Origin of the sequence: Paucibacter sp. PLA-PC-4 (genome assembly GCF_026241155.1) — a bacterium.
Taxonomy (GTDB): domain Bacteria; phylum Pseudomonadota; class Gammaproteobacteria; order Burkholderiales; family Burkholderiaceae_C; genus Roseateles_E.
In genome coordinates this window covers 397,297-413,695 of the sequence record NZ_JAPFGP010000004.1, presented here as the reverse complement: position 1 = coordinate 413,695, position 16,399 = coordinate 397,297, and the positions used below count along the sequence as shown (strand labels likewise).

At 63.3% G+C, this 16,399-nt stretch carries 16 protein-coding genes and 1 pseudogene; 5 read left to right on the top strand and 12 right to left on the bottom strand.

Going from position 1 to position 16,399, the window contains the following annotated elements; genetic code table 11:
• The 5 genes and pseudogenes from OOZ63_RS09075 to OOZ63_RS09055 form a co-directional block, all read right to left on the bottom strand.
• Positions 1-589: pseudogene (locus OOZ63_RS09075) on the bottom strand (hypothetical protein); the annotation flags it as partial.
• 133 nt (positions 590-722) lie between these two features.
• A complete protein-coding gene (locus OOZ63_RS09070; RefSeq protein ID WP_266005096.1) occupies positions 723-2,519 on the bottom strand; it encodes an ATP-binding cassette domain-containing protein in 1,797 nt (598 codons plus the stop codon).
• Between the two features lie 103 nt (positions 2,520-2,622).
• Positions 2,623-4,443 (bottom strand): asparagine synthase-related protein, encoded by a 1,821-nt coding sequence (locus OOZ63_RS09065; protein ID WP_266005095.1) that lies wholly within the window; start codon positions 4,441-4,443, stop codon positions 2,623-2,625.
• A 17-nt stretch (positions 4,444-4,460) separates the two neighbouring features.
• Positions 4,461-5,423 carry a lasso peptide biosynthesis B2 protein gene (locus tag OOZ63_RS09060; RefSeq protein ID WP_266005094.1) on the bottom strand — a complete coding sequence of 321 codons (963 nt, stop codon included), beginning with the start codon at positions 5,421-5,423 and terminating at the stop codon, positions 4,461-4,463.
• Between the two features lie 22 nt (positions 5,424-5,445).
• Positions 5,446-5,580: a hypothetical protein gene (locus tag OOZ63_RS09055; RefSeq protein WP_266005093.1), complete on the bottom strand. Its 135-nt coding sequence runs from the start codon at positions 5,578-5,580 to the stop codon at positions 5,446-5,448.
• Positions 5,581-5,887: 307 nt separating this feature from the next.
• Between OOZ63_RS09055 and OOZ63_RS09050 the strand changes: the two genes are divergently transcribed.
• A complete protein-coding gene (locus OOZ63_RS09050; RefSeq protein ID WP_266005092.1) occupies positions 5,888-6,922 on the top strand; it encodes a hypothetical protein in 1,035 nt (344 codons plus the stop codon).
• 173 nt (positions 6,923-7,095) lie between these two features.
• Positions 7,096-7,425 (top strand): hypothetical protein, encoded by a 330-nt coding sequence (locus OOZ63_RS09045; RefSeq protein ID WP_266005091.1) that lies wholly within the window; start codon positions 7,096-7,098, stop codon positions 7,423-7,425.
• Here the strand turns inward: OOZ63_RS09045 and OOZ63_RS09040 are convergent, their stop codons facing one another.
• The gene (locus tag OOZ63_RS09040) at positions 7,426-7,644 is read right to left on the bottom strand and encodes a helix-turn-helix transcriptional regulator (RefSeq protein WP_266005090.1); all 219 of its coding nucleotides are present in this window, start codon (positions 7,642-7,644) and stop codon (positions 7,426-7,428) included.
• Between the two features lie 191 nt (positions 7,645-7,835).
• On the opposite strand from OOZ63_RS09040, the gene OOZ63_RS09035 reads away from it, so the two are divergent.
• Positions 7,836-8,867 (top strand): nucleotidyl transferase AbiEii/AbiGii toxin family protein, encoded by a 1,032-nt coding sequence (locus tag OOZ63_RS09035; protein ID WP_266005089.1) that lies wholly within the window; start codon positions 7,836-7,838, stop codon positions 8,865-8,867.
• A 7-nt stretch (positions 8,868-8,874) separates the two neighbouring features.
• On the opposite strand, the gene OOZ63_RS09030 is transcribed toward OOZ63_RS09035, so the two are convergent.
• The 4 genes from OOZ63_RS09030 to OOZ63_RS09015 all read right to left on the bottom strand — a co-directional run bounded on the left by OOZ63_RS09030 (position 8,875) and on the right by OOZ63_RS09015 (position 12,763).
• Positions 8,875-9,759: a type IV toxin-antitoxin system AbiEi family antitoxin domain-containing protein gene (locus OOZ63_RS09030; RefSeq protein WP_266005088.1), complete on the bottom strand. Its 885-nt coding sequence runs from the start codon at positions 9,757-9,759 to the stop codon at positions 8,875-8,877.
• Positions 9,760-10,161: 402 nt separating this feature from the next.
• Positions 10,162-11,082, bottom strand: coding sequence for an alpha/beta fold hydrolase (locus OOZ63_RS09025; RefSeq protein WP_266005087.1), 921 nt, complete (start codon positions 11,080-11,082; stop codon positions 10,162-10,164).
• Between the two features lies 1 nt (position 11,083).
• On the bottom strand, positions 11,084-11,983 hold the full coding sequence (locus OOZ63_RS09020) for a DMT family transporter (RefSeq protein ID WP_266005086.1): 900 nt from the start codon (positions 11,981-11,983) through the stop codon (positions 11,084-11,086).
• Between the two features lie 3 nt (positions 11,984-11,986).
• Complete coding sequence (locus OOZ63_RS09015) at positions 11,987-12,763, bottom strand: alpha/beta fold hydrolase (RefSeq protein ID WP_266005085.1); 777 nt, start codon at positions 12,761-12,763, stop codon at positions 11,987-11,989.
• Positions 12,764-12,838: 75 nt separating this feature from the next.
• Between OOZ63_RS09015 and OOZ63_RS09010 the strand changes: the two genes are divergently transcribed.
• A complete protein-coding gene (locus tag OOZ63_RS09010; RefSeq protein WP_266005084.1) occupies positions 12,839-13,459 on the top strand; it encodes a TetR/AcrR family transcriptional regulator in 621 nt (206 codons plus the stop codon).
• Between the two features lie 146 nt (positions 13,460-13,605).
• On the opposite strand, the gene OOZ63_RS09005 is transcribed toward OOZ63_RS09010, so the two are convergent.
• Positions 13,606-14,277, bottom strand: a complete 672-nt coding sequence (locus OOZ63_RS09005) for a class I SAM-dependent methyltransferase (protein ID WP_266005083.1) — start codon at positions 14,275-14,277, stop codon at positions 13,606-13,608.
• Positions 14,278-14,440: 163 nt separating this feature from the next.
• Positions 14,441-15,331, bottom strand: a complete 891-nt coding sequence (locus OOZ63_RS09000; RefSeq protein ID WP_266005082.1) for an NAD(P)/FAD-dependent oxidoreductase — start codon at positions 15,329-15,331, stop codon at positions 14,441-14,443.
• Positions 15,332-15,456: 125 nt separating this feature from the next.
• Here OOZ63_RS09000 and OOZ63_RS08995 point away from each other — a divergent pair, with 125 nt between their 5' ends.
• Complete coding sequence (locus OOZ63_RS08995) at positions 15,457-15,948, top strand: Rrf2 family transcriptional regulator (RefSeq protein ID WP_266005117.1); 492 nt, start codon at positions 15,457-15,459, stop codon at positions 15,946-15,948.
• The last annotated feature ends 451 nt before the right edge of the window (positions 15,949-16,399 follow it).

Here is a 16,399-nt window from a genome sequence, read left to right as displayed (position 1 = left end):
GGTCGTCTGTCAGGAGGTCGTGCATCGCGCACACCGTCTCCATCGACAACTCACGGTGATCCCACAGGTACTGGCCTGCCAGCTTGTGATTCAGCGCGAGGAGCGCATCCTCCATCGGCTTGTCAGGATTCCTCTCCCCATACTTGATCAGTGCCTCCGTATCCAACTCCGAATACGTGCTTCCTTCAAGCAAGGACGAGGACCATGCGAACAGGACGAGGAACTGAGCGAGGTACTTGCGGTCCGGCTTGTGGGCCAGGCCCTGGATTTGCGTACATCGCAATGCTCGTTCCGGGTCGATGTTGGGAGTCGGCTCAAGCAACTCCTCCCGGAACGGAGCCAGTGGACGCTCGGCCGCCGGCCGGGCAAAGTAGGCGTCGACCTCTGCGCGCGAGAAGGGCGTGGTGCTCACGTAGCGCGTCGACCGACCTTTCCCGAGCGGCTTGATGCTTCCTTCGGCGACGAGCGCCGAAAGCTGGCGATTGAGCGTGGAACGGCTCAGGCGCTTCTCAAGGGACGTCATCAGCATGTCCGGGGCCATTCCGGAGGCTCCGGATGCACGGATGAGACTCAGAATCTCTTTGCTCATGACAAGATTGTAGAGAGCTATCTAATTGATTTGCAAAGAGTTTATGTTTTATTGTCAAACTATTCAGAAAGTCTCCGAATCTCCTCAGGCAGCTGTGGCGGCGTCGACTCCTGAAATCGAAGTACGGTTCATCTCAGCACCTGCGTTCCTCGGCCGTTTGGTGCTGCCACATCGCCGCGTAGGTGCCGCCAAGCGCCATCAGCGTGGCGTGGTCGCCTCTCTCTACGACGGCGCCGCCCGCCAGCACGGCGATCTCATCAGCATGCCGGACTGTGGCGAGCCGATGGGCGATCAGAATCAGGGTGCGCCCTTGCGAGAGCGCCAGCAGGCTTTGCATGATCTCTTGCTCGGTGTGGGCATCGAGCATCGAGGTCGCCTCGTCGAGGATGAAGAGACGGGGGCGCCGAAGGATTGCTCGGGCGATCGCAATGCGCTGACGCTCGCCACCTGACAGTTTGAGCCCGCGCTCGCCGATCACGGTCTCGTAGCCGTGTGGGAGGGCAGCGACGAAGTCATGCAGCTTGGCGAGTCGCGCGGCATCCGCAATGCTGGCGCGTGTCGCGCTCCCCATGCCGAGTGCGATGTTCGCCGCGACCGTGCCGTTGAGCAGGGCCAGGTCTTGCGGCACCACGGCGATCATCGAGCGCAGTTCGTCGACGGGTATCGCATCGATCCGGGTTCCCGCCAGGGTGATGGCCCCGGTATCGGGCTCTTGGAGCCGCAGCAGCAGGCGAACGAGCGACGATTTGCCGCAGCCGCTCGCGCCGACGATGGCCAGGGACTTCCCTGGCGGGACGTCCAGGCTGAAGTCCCGGAGCACGGGTGGGCCTCTGTCGTAGGCCAGGCACACCCCCCGAAAGCTGACAGCGACACCAGCCTGGACCGGCGATGCCTTGGACATGACTTTCGCGCTCATCGTGTCCATAGCGTTGGCCGGCTCGCCTCCCGAGGTCCCCTGCTGGACCCTGGGTGGCTGCGGGGATGTGCCCGGGGAGATGCCGAGGTCCTCCAGCAGAGGGCGGATGAAGGCCAGGCCTTGCGAGGCATCGCGCGCGGCGCTGCTCAGCAGTTCGAGCGGTCGAATGATTTGCACCATGTACAGCGTGGCGAGGACGAAGCCGCCCAGGCTCAATCGGCCCTGCGACACGGCGAGGAGCGCGATCGCCAGCGAGCTCGCGACGCTGAGGGTGAAAACCACCGTGACCGAGGCTCCGATAGCGAGGCGCCGGTGCAGCAGGTCCCGCCAGTGGGTTTCGAGGACGAGGCATCGCTCACCAAAGCGGTTCAGGGTCTCTCTCTCGGCACCGAAGCACTTGATGGGCTCGTAGTTGATCAGGCTGTCCGCCATCAAGCCCTGGATATCGACCATGGTGCCCGTGACCGCGCGTGCGCTGGTGCGCAGCTGCGGCATGTGCCTGCCGACCGCCAGGGCGAGTGCGATTCCGGTGAGCACGAAGGTGGCGGCCAGGGCGGGCTGGCCCAGGGTGAGTAGCACGATGGCCACGGTCACCCCCTCCACCAGGACGGGAATGAAGCCGTGGACGAGGCTGGCCAGGATGAGCTGGTATCCGGAGACCGCCTGCTGAAGACGCTGACCCATGGCGCCGCTCTGGCGCGCCAGGTGGAAGGAGAGCGGCAGGTCCAGCAGGTGCGTGAAGTAGCGGACCCGCAAGCCCGTGTAGAGCCGCTGTTCGACGCCCCCGACGAGGAAGGGCCGGATCTCGGACGCGAGCCTCGCGGCGCTCAGGCAGAGCAGATAGGCGATGCCCAGCGCCGAGATCCATGCCCAAGAGTCGGTGGCACGGTTGTCGGTGTCGCTGGGCTGGCGGCTCACGACATCGATCAGCGCTTTCAGGGCCAGAGGCGCCAATCCGGCCAGTGCGCCACCGAGCAGCGCCAGTGCATTCGCACCCGCGAGGCGCCAGGCCATGGATCTCTCCAGGCCGTCGCACAGGACCATCAGCGCTGAGCGGAGTTCCCGGACTTCCTTCAGCGATGGCATGCCGCTTTTCCCAACGCGTGAAAGGCTGTTGCTATCCGAGCCAGCGGGTCAGCCAGGCTTCGACGGCGACCAGCTCATGGATCAGGCCGGGCGACCAGTCCAGCGTCGTGGGGTCCCCGCGCAGGGCTGCCTCCAGCCGGGGGCGATCAATGAACCCGCGGCGGACGAGGTGGCCATCGAGCAGCAGTCCGCGCACGAAATCGCGGTGGTTCTGCAGCACCGCTTTGATGTGGTCGTCGGTGCCGCCCTTGGACCTGCGGGCAGCGATCTGCTTTGGCAGCTCGGCGGCGAAGGCGCGCCGGGCCAGTGCCCGGCCGCGCCCACCTCGAATCAGCAGGTAGGTGGGAAGCCGAAGGCAGAGCTCCACCAGGGGCTGAGAGAACAGCGGGTGGACGGCCTCTGGCGCAGTCGCCTGCTCGAACGGGTCGTAATAGCCGATCGGGTGCATCAGTGCGGCGGTCTGCATGTACTTGCCGATCGGGAGATCGGTCGCTGCGCGAAGTTCCGGGTGTGCGAAGCGAAGCCCGTCCACCCGGTCATGCGCGAAATCGCCGGGCAGCCAATTGGCTCGGGTCGTTGCGGTCCTCGCGGCCAGATCGGGCTTGACATGCTCCCGGATCGCGAGCTTGAGGCAGCGCCAGAGCGAGACCCGGCCGACACGGGCCGCGTCCAGGGCCGCAGGCAGGAAGCCTGTGTCCCAGCCGCGGTCGCACAGATAGTCGGCCGCCGGCCACCAGCTGGCCATCTCATAGAAGAGCGGATCACCCCCGGCGCCGGTGAACATCGCGCTGGCGCGGTAGGCCGCTGCCAGCTTGGCGTCGGTGGCTGCGTTCATCGCGCCGACATAGGCGACAGGGTTGGGCATGCGGGCCGACTCCAGCACGCGCTGGATGCGGAAGGCAGGATCACGCTCGCGGGTGAGCAGATCGCGTCCGGCTTGGCCGGCCGCGAGCATCGCGTAGCGCCGCTCGTCGGTGTCCGAGCCGGGCGAGTAGTAGTTGATGCAGATCACGTCGGCCGGCGTGTGGCCGGCCGCGAGGCAGTTGACGAGGATCGAGGAGTCCACACCACCGGACAGCCGCAGCAGCAGGGTGTCGTAGCAGTTGGCCCACGAGCGTGTGCACGAGCGCACGGCGTGGCCCAGCAGGGTCGCCGCTTCGATGCCATCCCGGTCTGCGGCCGCCCGTGCGTGGCTGACGGCGCTCCACAGCAGCGTGGACGTTCCGGCCTGCGAGTCCAGCAGTTCGCCAGGCAGGACCTGGGTGATCTCGGTGAGGGCGGTTTCGCGACCATTCTGAGCGCCGTACAGGAAGCGGTGAGCCAGGACATCCCAGTTCACCGTCCAAGCTGCAGGGCTTGCGGTTTCTCCTTCTCCACCGGTCGCGGCGGTGATTTGCAGCGCGTCCTCAAGCCACGAGAAGTAGATCCAGACGTCGCCATGCCGTAGCTTGAAGCAGGGGAGGGAGCCGCTCGGATCGCGAAGGATCAGAGTGGCGTCCGAAGGGGCTGGCAGGAAGGCCACGTAGCGACCCCAGAATTGCTCTACCAGCGCGCGGCCGCCTGTGTCCAGGATGCTTTTTGCATCCGCTTCGCTGAGGTTGGCGCCGGGCGCCGGCGTGGCATCGAATTCGACGCGGCGGAACAGCTTGCCGAGCACGAGGCCGAGACCGCCATGGACAACCTGGGCTTCGTTGATGCCAGGCCGTTCACCCGTGGTGAACACCTGCAGGCCCGGTCGGCGCAGCGCGGGGCGCCAGTCCGCCTGCCGCTGCCAGATGCTGCCGAGCCGTTGTGCGGAGGCGGACGGTCTTGGCTGGGACGCGTTCCACACCAGGGCGAGGTACCGGAACATCGTGGCGCTGCCCGGTGCTACACGACCAGGATGGGTCGGAACTGCCGGACATACTCGTGCTGGTCGTTCAGCACGGTCGAACCTTCCTGCACCCAGGCATGGGCAGCAAACGGTCCCGTTCTGACGCCGAGAACCCAGCGTGGGGCCAGGCCCTCATGCGACAGGAAGTGGAGCAGGGCCAGGGAATCCAGCAGGCATTCGTCGCGAGCGGTGAACACGAAAGGCCGCAGGGCGTCGTAGGCCGCCAGGGCTGGCTTCATCGCCTCGATGACTTCGTTGGCTTCGGTGGCCTCCTTGCGTTCTGCCCGCGACCCGTGGAGTTGGATCCGCCGGCGTGCGATATCGCGTGTGATGGCCTGCAAGGAGCGGCAACGGATCCAGCAGGCGGCGGTGGCCACGCTGCGCACGAAGCGCAGCGAGCGCCGGATGTGCACGGTCGTCCGAAGTGGCTTGCCTGGGGCCGAGGTCAGGCCATGACCCAGGTCCTGATCCAGCTCGATGGTCGACGTCGCTTCTTCGATGCTGTCGACCGGGCGCGTGTGGAACGCACTGCTGACATCGGTGTTCCTTATGCCGGTGTTCCTTGTGCCGGTGTTTCTTGTCCAGGTGGTCGTGGCGTCCACTACCAGGCCCTGCGAGACGAGCTGGTGCAGCAGGGCGGCTGTGGCCGAGGAGCTGAGGGAGGTGTTGCTGTGCTGCGCGGCGATCGGCCAGTCTTGGAGCCTTTGGGCCAGCATTTGCGAGGCGGGGCCACCGATGCCGAGGTAGCGGCTGCGACGCAGGTCGAGGAGGATGACCTGGCCATCGCATGCGCACGCACGGACATGGCTCGCCAAGGCCAGCTCGTGGGGAGCACTGACGTGGATCATCTGGTCCTCCCGCTGGTGGATCAATCTGATCGGCCGCCACGGCCGCGTCGCGAGGGAGGTCGCGATGGTGGACCGCAGCGGCACTTGTGGCCTCAGGCGTGCGTCGGACATTGATGACGCACGCCGTGGCCGTTCAGGGGACCTTCTTCCCCTCGATCTCGACGCTGTCCTCGTACGAGTTGGGTTGCGGGAGGCCCTGCGTCAGTACCTTCGCGTCGCCCAGGTCGATGAGTTGCGGCTCCAGTGCCGCTTGCGCTTGCTTGTCCATGATGAACTCCTACAGGTTGAGACTCGAACTGCCCTCGGCGTTTCAGGCTTCGGGCGAGATGAAGGTAATGCCGGCTGGTGGGGCCGTCGAGAGTTCTTGGCGGGCGATCTTGGGCGTTTGATTTGGTCCTGCGCGGCCCCCGCTGGAGAAGAGCTTCAATTCGGGGGGAGCCCCTAACTTCGCAACGACGGTGTTTCGGTTCGATTTCGGTGGCTCGGCATGGGTAGCGAATGGATCGCCGCAGCGGGTGTTGCAATCGCTTACAAGAAAGTGAGGTGCAGCAGGCCTGCAATTTCGTCTTACCGCCATGGGAGCAGAAAAGCCAAACGGCGAGGCGAGCGCCCTCGAGAAAACCTGGAGCTTGAGCTGGCAGGCGGCTCCAGGCCGCGACTTCCTCGCCCACGAGCGCACGGCCGAGAGGATCCGGGAGCGACTGATTGCTGCACACCGTCAGTCGGGACGGCAGCTGCTCTACTACGTGCTGATGCCGACCGAGATCCACATCGTCGCGCGCATCGACGACGGGGACGGCATCGTGGGCGTCATGCGTTCTTGCAGCCACATCCTGTCGCGGTGGGTTCGCGCGGCCCATGTACGACGCGGGCCGGCCTTCGCTGCGAAGTGTCGTGCCGAACCCCTCGAGTCCAGACAGGCCTTGCGCCGCGAGATCCTCATGCTGGCATGGCGCCCGGTCAAGCTGGGCCTGTGCAAAAGGCCGAAGCGTTACCCGAACGCGGCACTGAGCGTCGTCACGGGTTTGAAGTCCGGTGAGGGCTTCGATGCGAAGCCGCTGCTGTCGCTCTATGGAGAGCTCATCACCGTGGCGCGCGCGGCGCTCGATGCCACGCTGCGTGCGCGACCCTCTGACGAAGCGTGGCGCGTGTGGGAGCTCACACGGGGCCTTGAGGAGCCGGCGATGCCGCAGAGCCTTGCCTCTGCCGCAGCCACTCGCCGAGCTGTTGATCCCATGGCGGCCTCACTGATCGCCGCAGGCGGCGGTTATGGCGTCGAAGGCGCGCTGTCGCTGCTGGAGGCCTGGGTGTGTGCCAAGATCGATGCATCCGGCAGGCTCGATACGCCGACATGTCCCCGCGGGCTGAAGGTCAGGGCTCGCGCCCTGGTCGCCTGCATGGCGGCCGATTGCCGGCTGTGTTCCTCCGCATTTGTCGCGCGACATTACGGCTGCAGCAAAGGCACGCTGAGCGTGCAGATGGCCCGCCGCCGGTCTCATGTCTCGGACAGGAAGCTGCTTGCGACGCCACTCCAGCGGGTTCTTCAGGACGTGGCGGAATTGCGCAGGGCGGGTTTGATGCGCAGCATCCCCGGAAAAGATCATGCGTAGGTATCTGCTGCGTCGTCCTCGCCTCCGGCTGAAGACTGATGCCGAGCCGCGCTGCTGGCGATACTGCGCCGCGCAGTGGCTACACTTCCCTCATGGGTGCAGTACCAGATGCCAGTGTCTTGGCGGTGTCGAGTGAAGCGTTGAAGTCACGGGTTGCCAAGCTGGTCTCAGACGTGGACGCGCTGGCCGTGGTGCTGCCCAAGGCGTTCGCGAAATCCCGCCTGGAGACGGTGCGGATCATGGCCAGGGATGTGGCCGAACGGTCGCAGGCCGTCGTGCTCTCGATGAGCTTGAGTCGGCCACCAGCGGAGGTTCTTGAGACGGTCGAAGCGCTGCGGGCCTTGCTTGCTCGTCTGCGCTTGCTGAGCTCCCGAACTCGCATCGAACAGGGCACGCTGCTGTCCATCGTGCTGATGGAGACGCTCATCGCGAGCTTGTGCCTGGACTTGGAGGCATGGCAGGCGAGTCGGGATGCAGGTCCTTCGGTTGCTGACGCCGGTTGATCAGGCAGGTGGCGTGCGCGCTTCGATCCAATCGGCAATGTCTGTCTGGCGCCATGCGACGGCCCTGACGCTGATTTTGATCGGTCGGGGAAACTGCTTCTTGGCGACCATGCGATAGATCGTGGATCGACCCAGCCCGGTGGTGTTCATGACCTTAGGCAGGCGCAGCAAAGCCTGGGGCATCAGACTCGACGACACGCTGTGTGGATGTGCTTGCATATTGTGCTCCCGTGTCCTGTTCCATTCAGTTTAGGCACGGACAGCTCGGTTCTAGCTGCTGAAATTCAGCAAAATTCAGCGCCCTCGTCCCTGCCGCGATCGCCGGGATTCGTGGCCTTGCATTGCGCCTGGCTGCATCGATGCGGACGCCAGCGTGTTCTGAGCCCCATGCCTGCGCGCTGCTGCGCGATATGCACCTCCTTTGGGGGCGCGTGCTGCGCTGGCCGCCAAAGCTCCGAGAATGGAGCCGGACATCGACGACTGCTGCAGGCGAGGATTGCATGGCAAAAGGTGAGGCCAAGGCGAAGGGCAAGGCTATGGGCAAGACAATGGTCAGGGTCAAGGACGCCGAGCTGGAGACGCTGGCGAAGATCAAGCGGCTCGCCGTCGCCGCCATGTTCTCCGACGACGACCTCATGGACGAGTTGGTGCTCAAGGGCGGGAACGCCATGGCCCTCATCCACAAGCTGACGTCCCGCCAGTCCATCGACCTGGACTTCTCCATGGCGAGGGACTTCGAAGGCGGGGTCGAGGGCGTCCAGGCCAAGATCGTGCGCGCGCTGCAGCAGACCTTCCGGGCTGCGGGGTACGAGCCGTTCGACCTCAAGATGGCGGAGAAGCCCGCGCAGGTCTCGCCCGAGTTGGCCGGCTTCTGGGGCGGTTACGACCTCGAGTTCAAGCTCGCCTCGACCGAGCAGTACGAGGCCCTGAAGCAGGACATGGACAAGCTGCGGAAATCGGCGCTGAACATCGGGCAGGGGACGAAGTTCAGTATCGACATCAGCCGCTTCGAGTACGTCGAGGACAAGGAGCCCGCCGAGGTCGATGGCTACCGCATCTTTGTTTACTCGCCGACGATGATCGCCTGCGAGAAGCTGCGGGCCATCTGTCAGCAGATGGAGGTCTACGGTCCAGTGGTGAAGCGCTCACGGCCGGGCGCGCCGCGCGCTCGCGACTTCATCGACATCTACGTGCTGGTCGAGGAACTGGGCCTGACCTTGACGCAGGCGAGGGCGCTCCAGATCACTCGGGAGATGTTCAAAGTGAAGCATGTCGAGCTGGCCTGGTTGGCCGACATTGACAAGGAGCGCGAGTTCCATCGCCAGAACTTCGAGGCCGTCAGGCAGACAATGGCCACGTCCTACGACCTCAAAGACTTCGACTTCTACTTCGACTATGTGGTCAAGCTGGCGAACGAGGTCCTGGCAGCGATGACGCGCTGATTTGGGATCAGAAGCTCTTGGGGACGTGCAGGCGCCAAGCCGATTCGTAGCGGGTGTCGGCCATGTCGTGCGTGAGGTAGAAGTCGTGCTTCATGGGGAAGCGCCGGATGATGTCGACGACGCCGTCCCGGTAGCCGGCGCGTTCCAGATAGAACCCGATGGCCTGGTGGTAGGGGTAGGTGAAGCCCATCTTGCTCAGCATTGCACCCAGGGCGTTCACTGAGAACGCGCCCCTGGCGAGCTCGAACGCTTTGGCCACCTCCGCGACGCCGCCGCAGTAGGTGGGGCGCACTGCCGCGTCGATGAGTGTCCGCTCGATGCTGGTGACCCGCACTTTGGCGGCGGGACCTTCGCCTTGCTGGTGCTCCTGATCGACGACGCCAAGCTCTCCGGTGTTCGCGCTGTTGAGGAGCACGATGCGAAGCTCCCCGAAGTCCACCGCGTTCTGGCTGACGCGCGCCGGTTGGCGGAAGGCCTTGTCGATGGCCGCCTGCGTGATGTCGTCGCCCGTCGAGGGCGGGGTTGAGCGTTCGTGGCTGATGTAGACGAGCTTGGGCACCTGCTCCGTGAGGCCGTGCATGCGCAGGGCCGTGTAGTGGCTGAAGTAGCTGTTGGCCTTGAGGTGCAACAGCAGCTCCATCGTCGGAGGGGTGCCCCAGCTGTACACGGTCTCCGGCCTGTTGGGGAAGTCGAACTTGTGCCGCTTGAGTCGCCCGCTTTTGAGCAGAAACTCGATGAAGGCAGTGAGCGTGGTGCTTTGGGCCAACCGCCACCCCTTGCGCTGCTGCGCCAGGGCGGACGCAATCTGCCGCTCCCTCAGGATCGGAGGCATCACCTCGCTGAAAAACGCCAGGATGTCTGGCTTGGCGATCTGTATGCGAGTTCGGTTCATAGGAACCAATCGTTCGTCGTGCTATGAGGCATTTATGCCTCATAGCATGATGTTTATTCGAAACACTGTCAAGATCTTGAGCCCCTTCGTTCCCTCGATTGAGGGCATTCCAGACAAAGATACGAGTAAATTCCTATGACCTTCGCGTCGCTGCTGGCCCAGCCAAGTACGGGTAGATTCTGCTTTTGATATAATCAGGAGCTTATAAGCTCCTGATTACTGCAAAGACTCCTTTTCGCGCGTCTGGTCGCTTGCCCGGCACATTGCATAGGCTGGCTGACTCCGGGCACCGCCGGCACGCGATGCGAGACTGCTGCTGTTTGTCGCGGTGGTGGAGCTTGGGCAGGAGCTTTCGTATATGGACTCCCCCACAACGGCAAAGGCCTGCCACTGAACTCAACCTCATCCCAACGATGTAGTGTGCTTGGCAAGGAACGGCAGGAGCGATGCCAGCACCTCATCGGCAGCTTCTTCAGGCTGCAGATGTCCGCCAGAAGTTTCGGCACCGATCACGTCGCTGGCCCATCGCTGCCAGACTTCGATGTGACTAGGTTGATCGGATGTCGCATCCGCCTTAGGCCACAGTACCAACACGGGGCACGGCATCTTTCGCGACGATTCTCGATCGGTGATGTCCAGGGCCAAATCCTCGTTCATTGCTGCGCGGTAGTCCTCGCAGATCGCTAGGCGCACCATTGGGTCGCGAAAGGCTGTGCGGTAGGCATCGAAAACCTGAGGCTCGATGACTTCGCGGCCGCCTGTCATCCGGGATAGGGCCCGGTCAATAAAGGCGTCCGGGTCCACCGCCAGCATCCGCTCGGGCAGGTCCGCCTCCTGAGCCAGAAAGAACCAGTGGAACGCACGCGTCGCCGCTCTGAAATCCATGGCGTTCATGGCATCCAATGTGGGTATGACGGTAAGGGACGCAAACGCCGAGACCCGCAGAGGATGGTCCATGGCAAGGCGATAGCCAGCGCGCGCTCCTCGGTCGTGCCCCACTACGGCGAAGCGTTCAAGGTTCAGCGAGTCCATCAGTGCCACCAGCGCCTCGGCGACGCGTCGCTTCGTCCAACGCGGCGTGGGCGCCAGCGTGCGGCTTGCACCATAGCCGGGTAGATCGGGAATGACTAAGGTGTGGTTCTTGGCAAGTTGGGGAGCTATTCGCCGCCACGTGATGTGAGTCTGAGGGTAGCCATGCAGGAGCAGGACCGGCGGCCCCTCGCCACCAATGACGCCGGCAAAGCGGACTCCACCGGCTTCGATATCAAGCGGTTGGAGCGACGGGAAGAATGGCGAGATTGTGGCTCTTGGGGTGTCGGACATATCAATCGGTCCTCCGATGGGCGGATGGGGAAACAGCGTGCGTTGTGTGCGCAGCGGTGCGGTGGGACTGGGTTAGGGCTACACCGGCCAGGCAGACCATGGCTCCCGCGATTAGCGACGGGGTGGCAGATTCGCCTAGGAAGACAACACTGGCGGCTATAGCCACTACGGTTTGCAGCAAGGCAAAGGGTGCGACCCGTGCCAGCGAACAACGGCCTACCAACCAGAACCAGAGTCCGAAGGCGACCACGGTGCCGAACACGGCTGCATAGGCCAGCGACATCCAGGCAAAGGCGGGGGCATGCCGAAGCGTCGGAAATTGATCGTGTTCGAACCAGGCCGATGCCAGCAGCAGTTGCGGCATCGCAAACAGCGACATCCATGCGATCAATCGCATTGGCTTGAAAGGCCCCAAGCGCTTGATCAGTACCGTGCCCAGGCCTTGGGCCGCAGCCCCGCCGGCCACCAGCACCGCAGCAGCTACAGATGCCGCCTGGTCCGGGTCGAAGAGTGCAGTGGCGATCCCGGCGAAGGCCACGGCGATGCCCAGCAGCACCCTCGGGGAAGGCCGCTCGCCGACCAGCGGCCATGCGAACAGCACAGTGAAGGGGGTCATCAACTGCGCGACCACGGCTGACAGGCTGGCTGAGCCAAGATGAAGGCCCGCGAAGTACAGGCCAAACCCCAACCCGCCGAAGAAAACCGATATGAGCGCAGCTGCGGTCAATTCTTTGCGGCTCGGTTTGCCCGCGAAAGGCAGAAGTAGCATCGCCACGACGGCAAAGCGCAAGGCGCCGAACATCAGTGGCGCAATGGCCTCGACACCCAGCTTAGTCGTGACGAACTGCAGGCCCCAGAACAAAGGCACCAGCAAGGCCGCGCCCACTTCGGTTCGTGACATGGGTCAGGCCCCGGCTAGCTCAGCGAAGGCCGCGCTCTCAATGATGTCCGCCGTCTCTTGCGGCATGTCGACCATGACATCGTGGCCGCAGTCGAGCTCAAAGGTCCTCCAGCCGCCCTCGGCGACGACGCGTTCATAGATCGGCCTGAAAGGACCTGTCCAACCGGCCGCAAAAACGTAGGACCGATTGGTCACGTGGGCATGGTTTCCGGTCAGCTGGAGTCGCTCGGTCCAGCAGGCCAGCGATCCAGGCGTGCACCGCGAGTCGACCCACGCCTGGTCCGCTGCATTGACGCCAAATACGGCCGATGGAAGCGGCGGCACGGTGTGGCCGCCGTTCGATTGCGCCAGGTCGATGTAGGCGGCCGTGGCCTCAGGGGAGTCCATGTCGAAAAGAGACTTTCCATGCTCGCCAACGAAGGCGTCGAGGTACACCAGCGCCCGTATTTTTTCTGGGATCGCGTCGGCCACGGCTGTGATGATCATGCCTGCGTACGAGTGACCGACCAGCACGATGTCTTCCAGCCCTTCGAAGGCGACCACCTTCAGAACGTCCTGAACATGCGTGGAGGAATTGATCGCGGGGGATGCCAGATGGGACCGCTCGCCCAGTCCAGTGAAGGTGGGAGTGAATACGTCGTATCCCTTGGCTCGCAGGATGCGCGCGACCCGGGAGTAGCACCAGCCACCGTGCCAGGCACCGTGCAGCAGTACGAAGGTTGGAGCAGGATGTTGATGAGGATTCAGCGAGCTCTGGGCTTCAGATTCCAGCGAATTCATATTGTTTAGTGATCATTAAAAAACACTATTTTGTTGAGCTTGACGACGGCCGTCAAGTGTTTTTTAATGATCACTATGAATTCTCCGCATGCATCCGAAAATCACGCGCAGCTCCCCCGCAAGACCGGGCGACCTCGAACCTTCGATGAAGATCAGGCGGTGGAGACCGCGATGCACCTTTTCTGGCGCCATGGTTACGAAGGAGTCGGCATGGGCGAGCTGACCAAGGCGATCGGGGTGGCGCCCCCCAGTCTCTATGGGGTCTTTGGCAGCAAGGCTAGTCTGTACAGGCGTGCCTTGGATCGCTACTCGCAGCAGTTTCCCCTGGTGGAGGGCAACGTCGTTCGGGAGGCTGACTCGCTGGCACAGGCAGTGCGCATGTTGTTGGCTACGGCAATTGAGGTAGTGACATCGTCCGCAGGCGAGCGTAGCTGCATGGTGTCGAGCGGCATGCTGTGCGCCCATCCGGATCATGACGATCTTGCCAAGGAACTGGGGCAGCGTCGCGATGGCTTCCGCCTGGAAATTGCCACCTTGCTGGCGCCGTGGATCGAACCACCCCGTCTTTATTCCGTTGCGCGGCACCTCGCGGCTGTTCTTCAGGGATTTTCAATCCAGGCACGCGACGGCGCCACGCGGGAAGAGCTCTTGGAGACCGCCGATGAAATTGCCCGGGGCTTTTCTGATTCGCGATAGTCACGAGAAAGGCAGGAGGCGAGCCTGAAGTAACTTTTTGGGAGATTGGGAAGGTCTGCATAACCCTTCTTCAGGGACTTCCCGGTCAATCAAGCCGGTTGATTCGGACCGTTTTCGATAGTCGCCTTTGCTGAGAGTCGCAGGGCTCATGCATGCGCCACCCATCCTCGAAATGCCAGACCTGAGTAGAAGGTGCTGATGCCCGAGAAGCCTGCCCTGCGCATGAGTTCCTCGTCTTGCTCTGGCGCAAGGATGGGCAACTGCTTACCGATAGCCGCCGTCGCCGCTCTTGCCTGCTCAGGATCGACTCCGGACGAGATGGCATAGACAGCGCACCTGCGCAACGCCAGATCACGCTCGGAACGATCCTGAGAGACGCTGTAGTGCATCGCGACGAACGCCCCGCCGGGCTTCAATCGTGCACGCAGCTCACACAAGATTCTGTAGCGTTCAGCTTCGTCGGTGAAGTGCAGTGTCAGGAGACAGGATGCCGCATCGAACGGCCCTTGCGGCGCTGCTTCAACATAGCCATGGTGCAATTGAACACGCGAGGCCAGCGGTCCGAGAGCCGCCTTTGCCAGGCCCAACATCTCAGCGGAGGGATCGACGCCATCAAAACGCCAGCCTGGAAACGACTGAGCGAAAGATTTGAGTTCCATGCCGCCGCCGGCACCGAGAACCAACACACGCCCATCAGGTGGTGTGCTCTCAGCCATCAGAAGGGCTGACATGCGATGCATATCTTTCAAGCCAGGGATACGTCGGCTTGCATTCTCAGCATAGTCCACAATGGCTTTGGGGTCGGAGAAGTTGGACATCTTGAATTTCCTGAAATTTGATGTGCCGCGCAACAGCGGCCCGGACAAGCTGGTGTGGCGAACAGGGACGATCCGACTCCTGCGATACCGCAGCTTGTCGGCACAGAAGCCCTAGAGCGACAGCCATGTAGCGGCAGATCGGCGACCAGACCGCCTTTTGCAGCTAGCCTTGCCCGAAGACAAGGGACTGGTGGGCAGCGACGCCGGCAAGCGTTCCGTCGCCCACTGAGAGGGCCACCGAGCCCCCCGCGCGTGAAGCATCGCCACAAGCAAACAGTCCCGGTACCGACGTGGCTTTCATGGCGTCGGTCTTGATGATTGGCCCGAAAGGGCTGTCCGCGAACTCGCAGCCGAGTGAGGCCGCTGTCGGGCTTGCAACGGCGGTTCGGCTTGACGTGAACAGGCCGTCAAGCGTGATGGTCCGGCCATCCCGCAGCACAACGTCCGCCTGGCCGACGATTCGGTCCACCGGGACGGACTCGACTGTCACACCACGGGCCTGCAACTGCGCCTGCTGCGTCGCGTCAAGTGTCACGGCATCGTTGAGGAATAGCGTTGTCGTCCCCCAATCGGGGAGCAGCAGGGCCGTATGGATGGACAGCGCTGACGTGCCGATTACACCGATCCGCCCCTGGTGCAGTTCGTAGCCGTGGCAATAGGGACAATGGAAGACATGGCGCCCCCAGCGCTCTGCCAGTCCGGGGATTGCAGGCAGCGTATCGATCACGCCGGTAGCGATGACCAGCCGCTTTGCAGTTCGTGCATCCCTGCCTTCGAGTTCAATACGGAAGCCCACGTCGGTCCGGCTTGCATTGCCCGCTTGGGCGTCGAGCCATTCCACCGTGTCGTACGCCAGGAGTTGCTCCCGCCCGATCGCTACGATGTCGGCCGCGCTGGCGCCGTCCTGTGTGAGGAACCCGTGCGAACGGTCCGCAAAACGGTTGCGGCGCTGGCCTCCGTCAATGACCAGAATCCTGCGTCGCGCACGTGCGAGCGGCATTGCAGCTGCGAGACCTGCGTAGCTGCCTCCGATGATGATGGCGTCGTAGACCATGGATGCTCCTGCAAATTAAGAAACTATACAAGTTACATGATAAGGACTAGAAGGAGTTCACGCAACTTACAATGCTCCATGATTTGCAGATCAAGGATCCGGTACGCTCGCAGCCGGCTTGTGCCATGAGAAGCGATAGCCGCCTCTCCCGGATGCTCCACGTGCTGCTGCACATGGCGCAGCGCGATGAGCCTTTCACCTCCGAACAGATATCCAAGATGCTCGACACCAATCCGGTTGTCGTCAGGCGAACCATGTCGGGCCTGAAGAAGGCCGGCTTCGTCAGCTCTGAAAAAGGCCATGGCGGCGGCTGGAAGCTGTCCTGTTGCCTTACGTCGGTGACGCTTCTGGACATCCACAACGCAGTGGGGGGGCCGCGCATATTCGCCATCGGCAACACGACCGACAACCCGCAATGCGCGGTCGAGAGTATCGTCAACGCCGCCTTGGATGAAGCGCTGGCACAGGCCGAGGCGCTGCTGGTGAAGAAGCTTCGATCCGTGAGTCTCGGCGATCTCGCCAAGGACTTCGACGCCTTATGCCACGCCGGAGGGCTGACGTCACATCAGGCCGGGGAACTCCCTTCAGTACGCAAGATCAGGGCCGACAAAAAATAGCAGCCGCGCTTCGCCTAGGTGTGGGGAAATCCGGCTCAAACTTCGGTCGGGTGCGCCGGGAGACCGGCAAGGAGCAAAGGGTGCAAGTCCCTCACAGCAAGGTATAGCGAATCATGTTGTCCCCGAGTCTTGCGTTGGGCACCGTGAGGTGCACGACGAAGCGTTGACAGGGGTACGTGTAGGCCAGCCATTGAGCCGCGTAAGAATTTCGATCCAGGTGCCGACGCCGTCCGATCTGCGGAAGGCAACACGCTTGGGCGCGCCATCGCAAGCGCCCGTGCGACCCGGCGTGGTCGTAGACCCTGGCATGCCGCACGCTCCTTGCTCGGGAACCGGGAGATCTCCAGTCTGACCGCTGGCGCCAGTCGTGGCCGGCGGCCCGCATCGGGAAGGTGAGGAGCCGACGCCGATGATGCATTGGCTGGAGAAGTCAGACCTTGCCGTAGTAGCG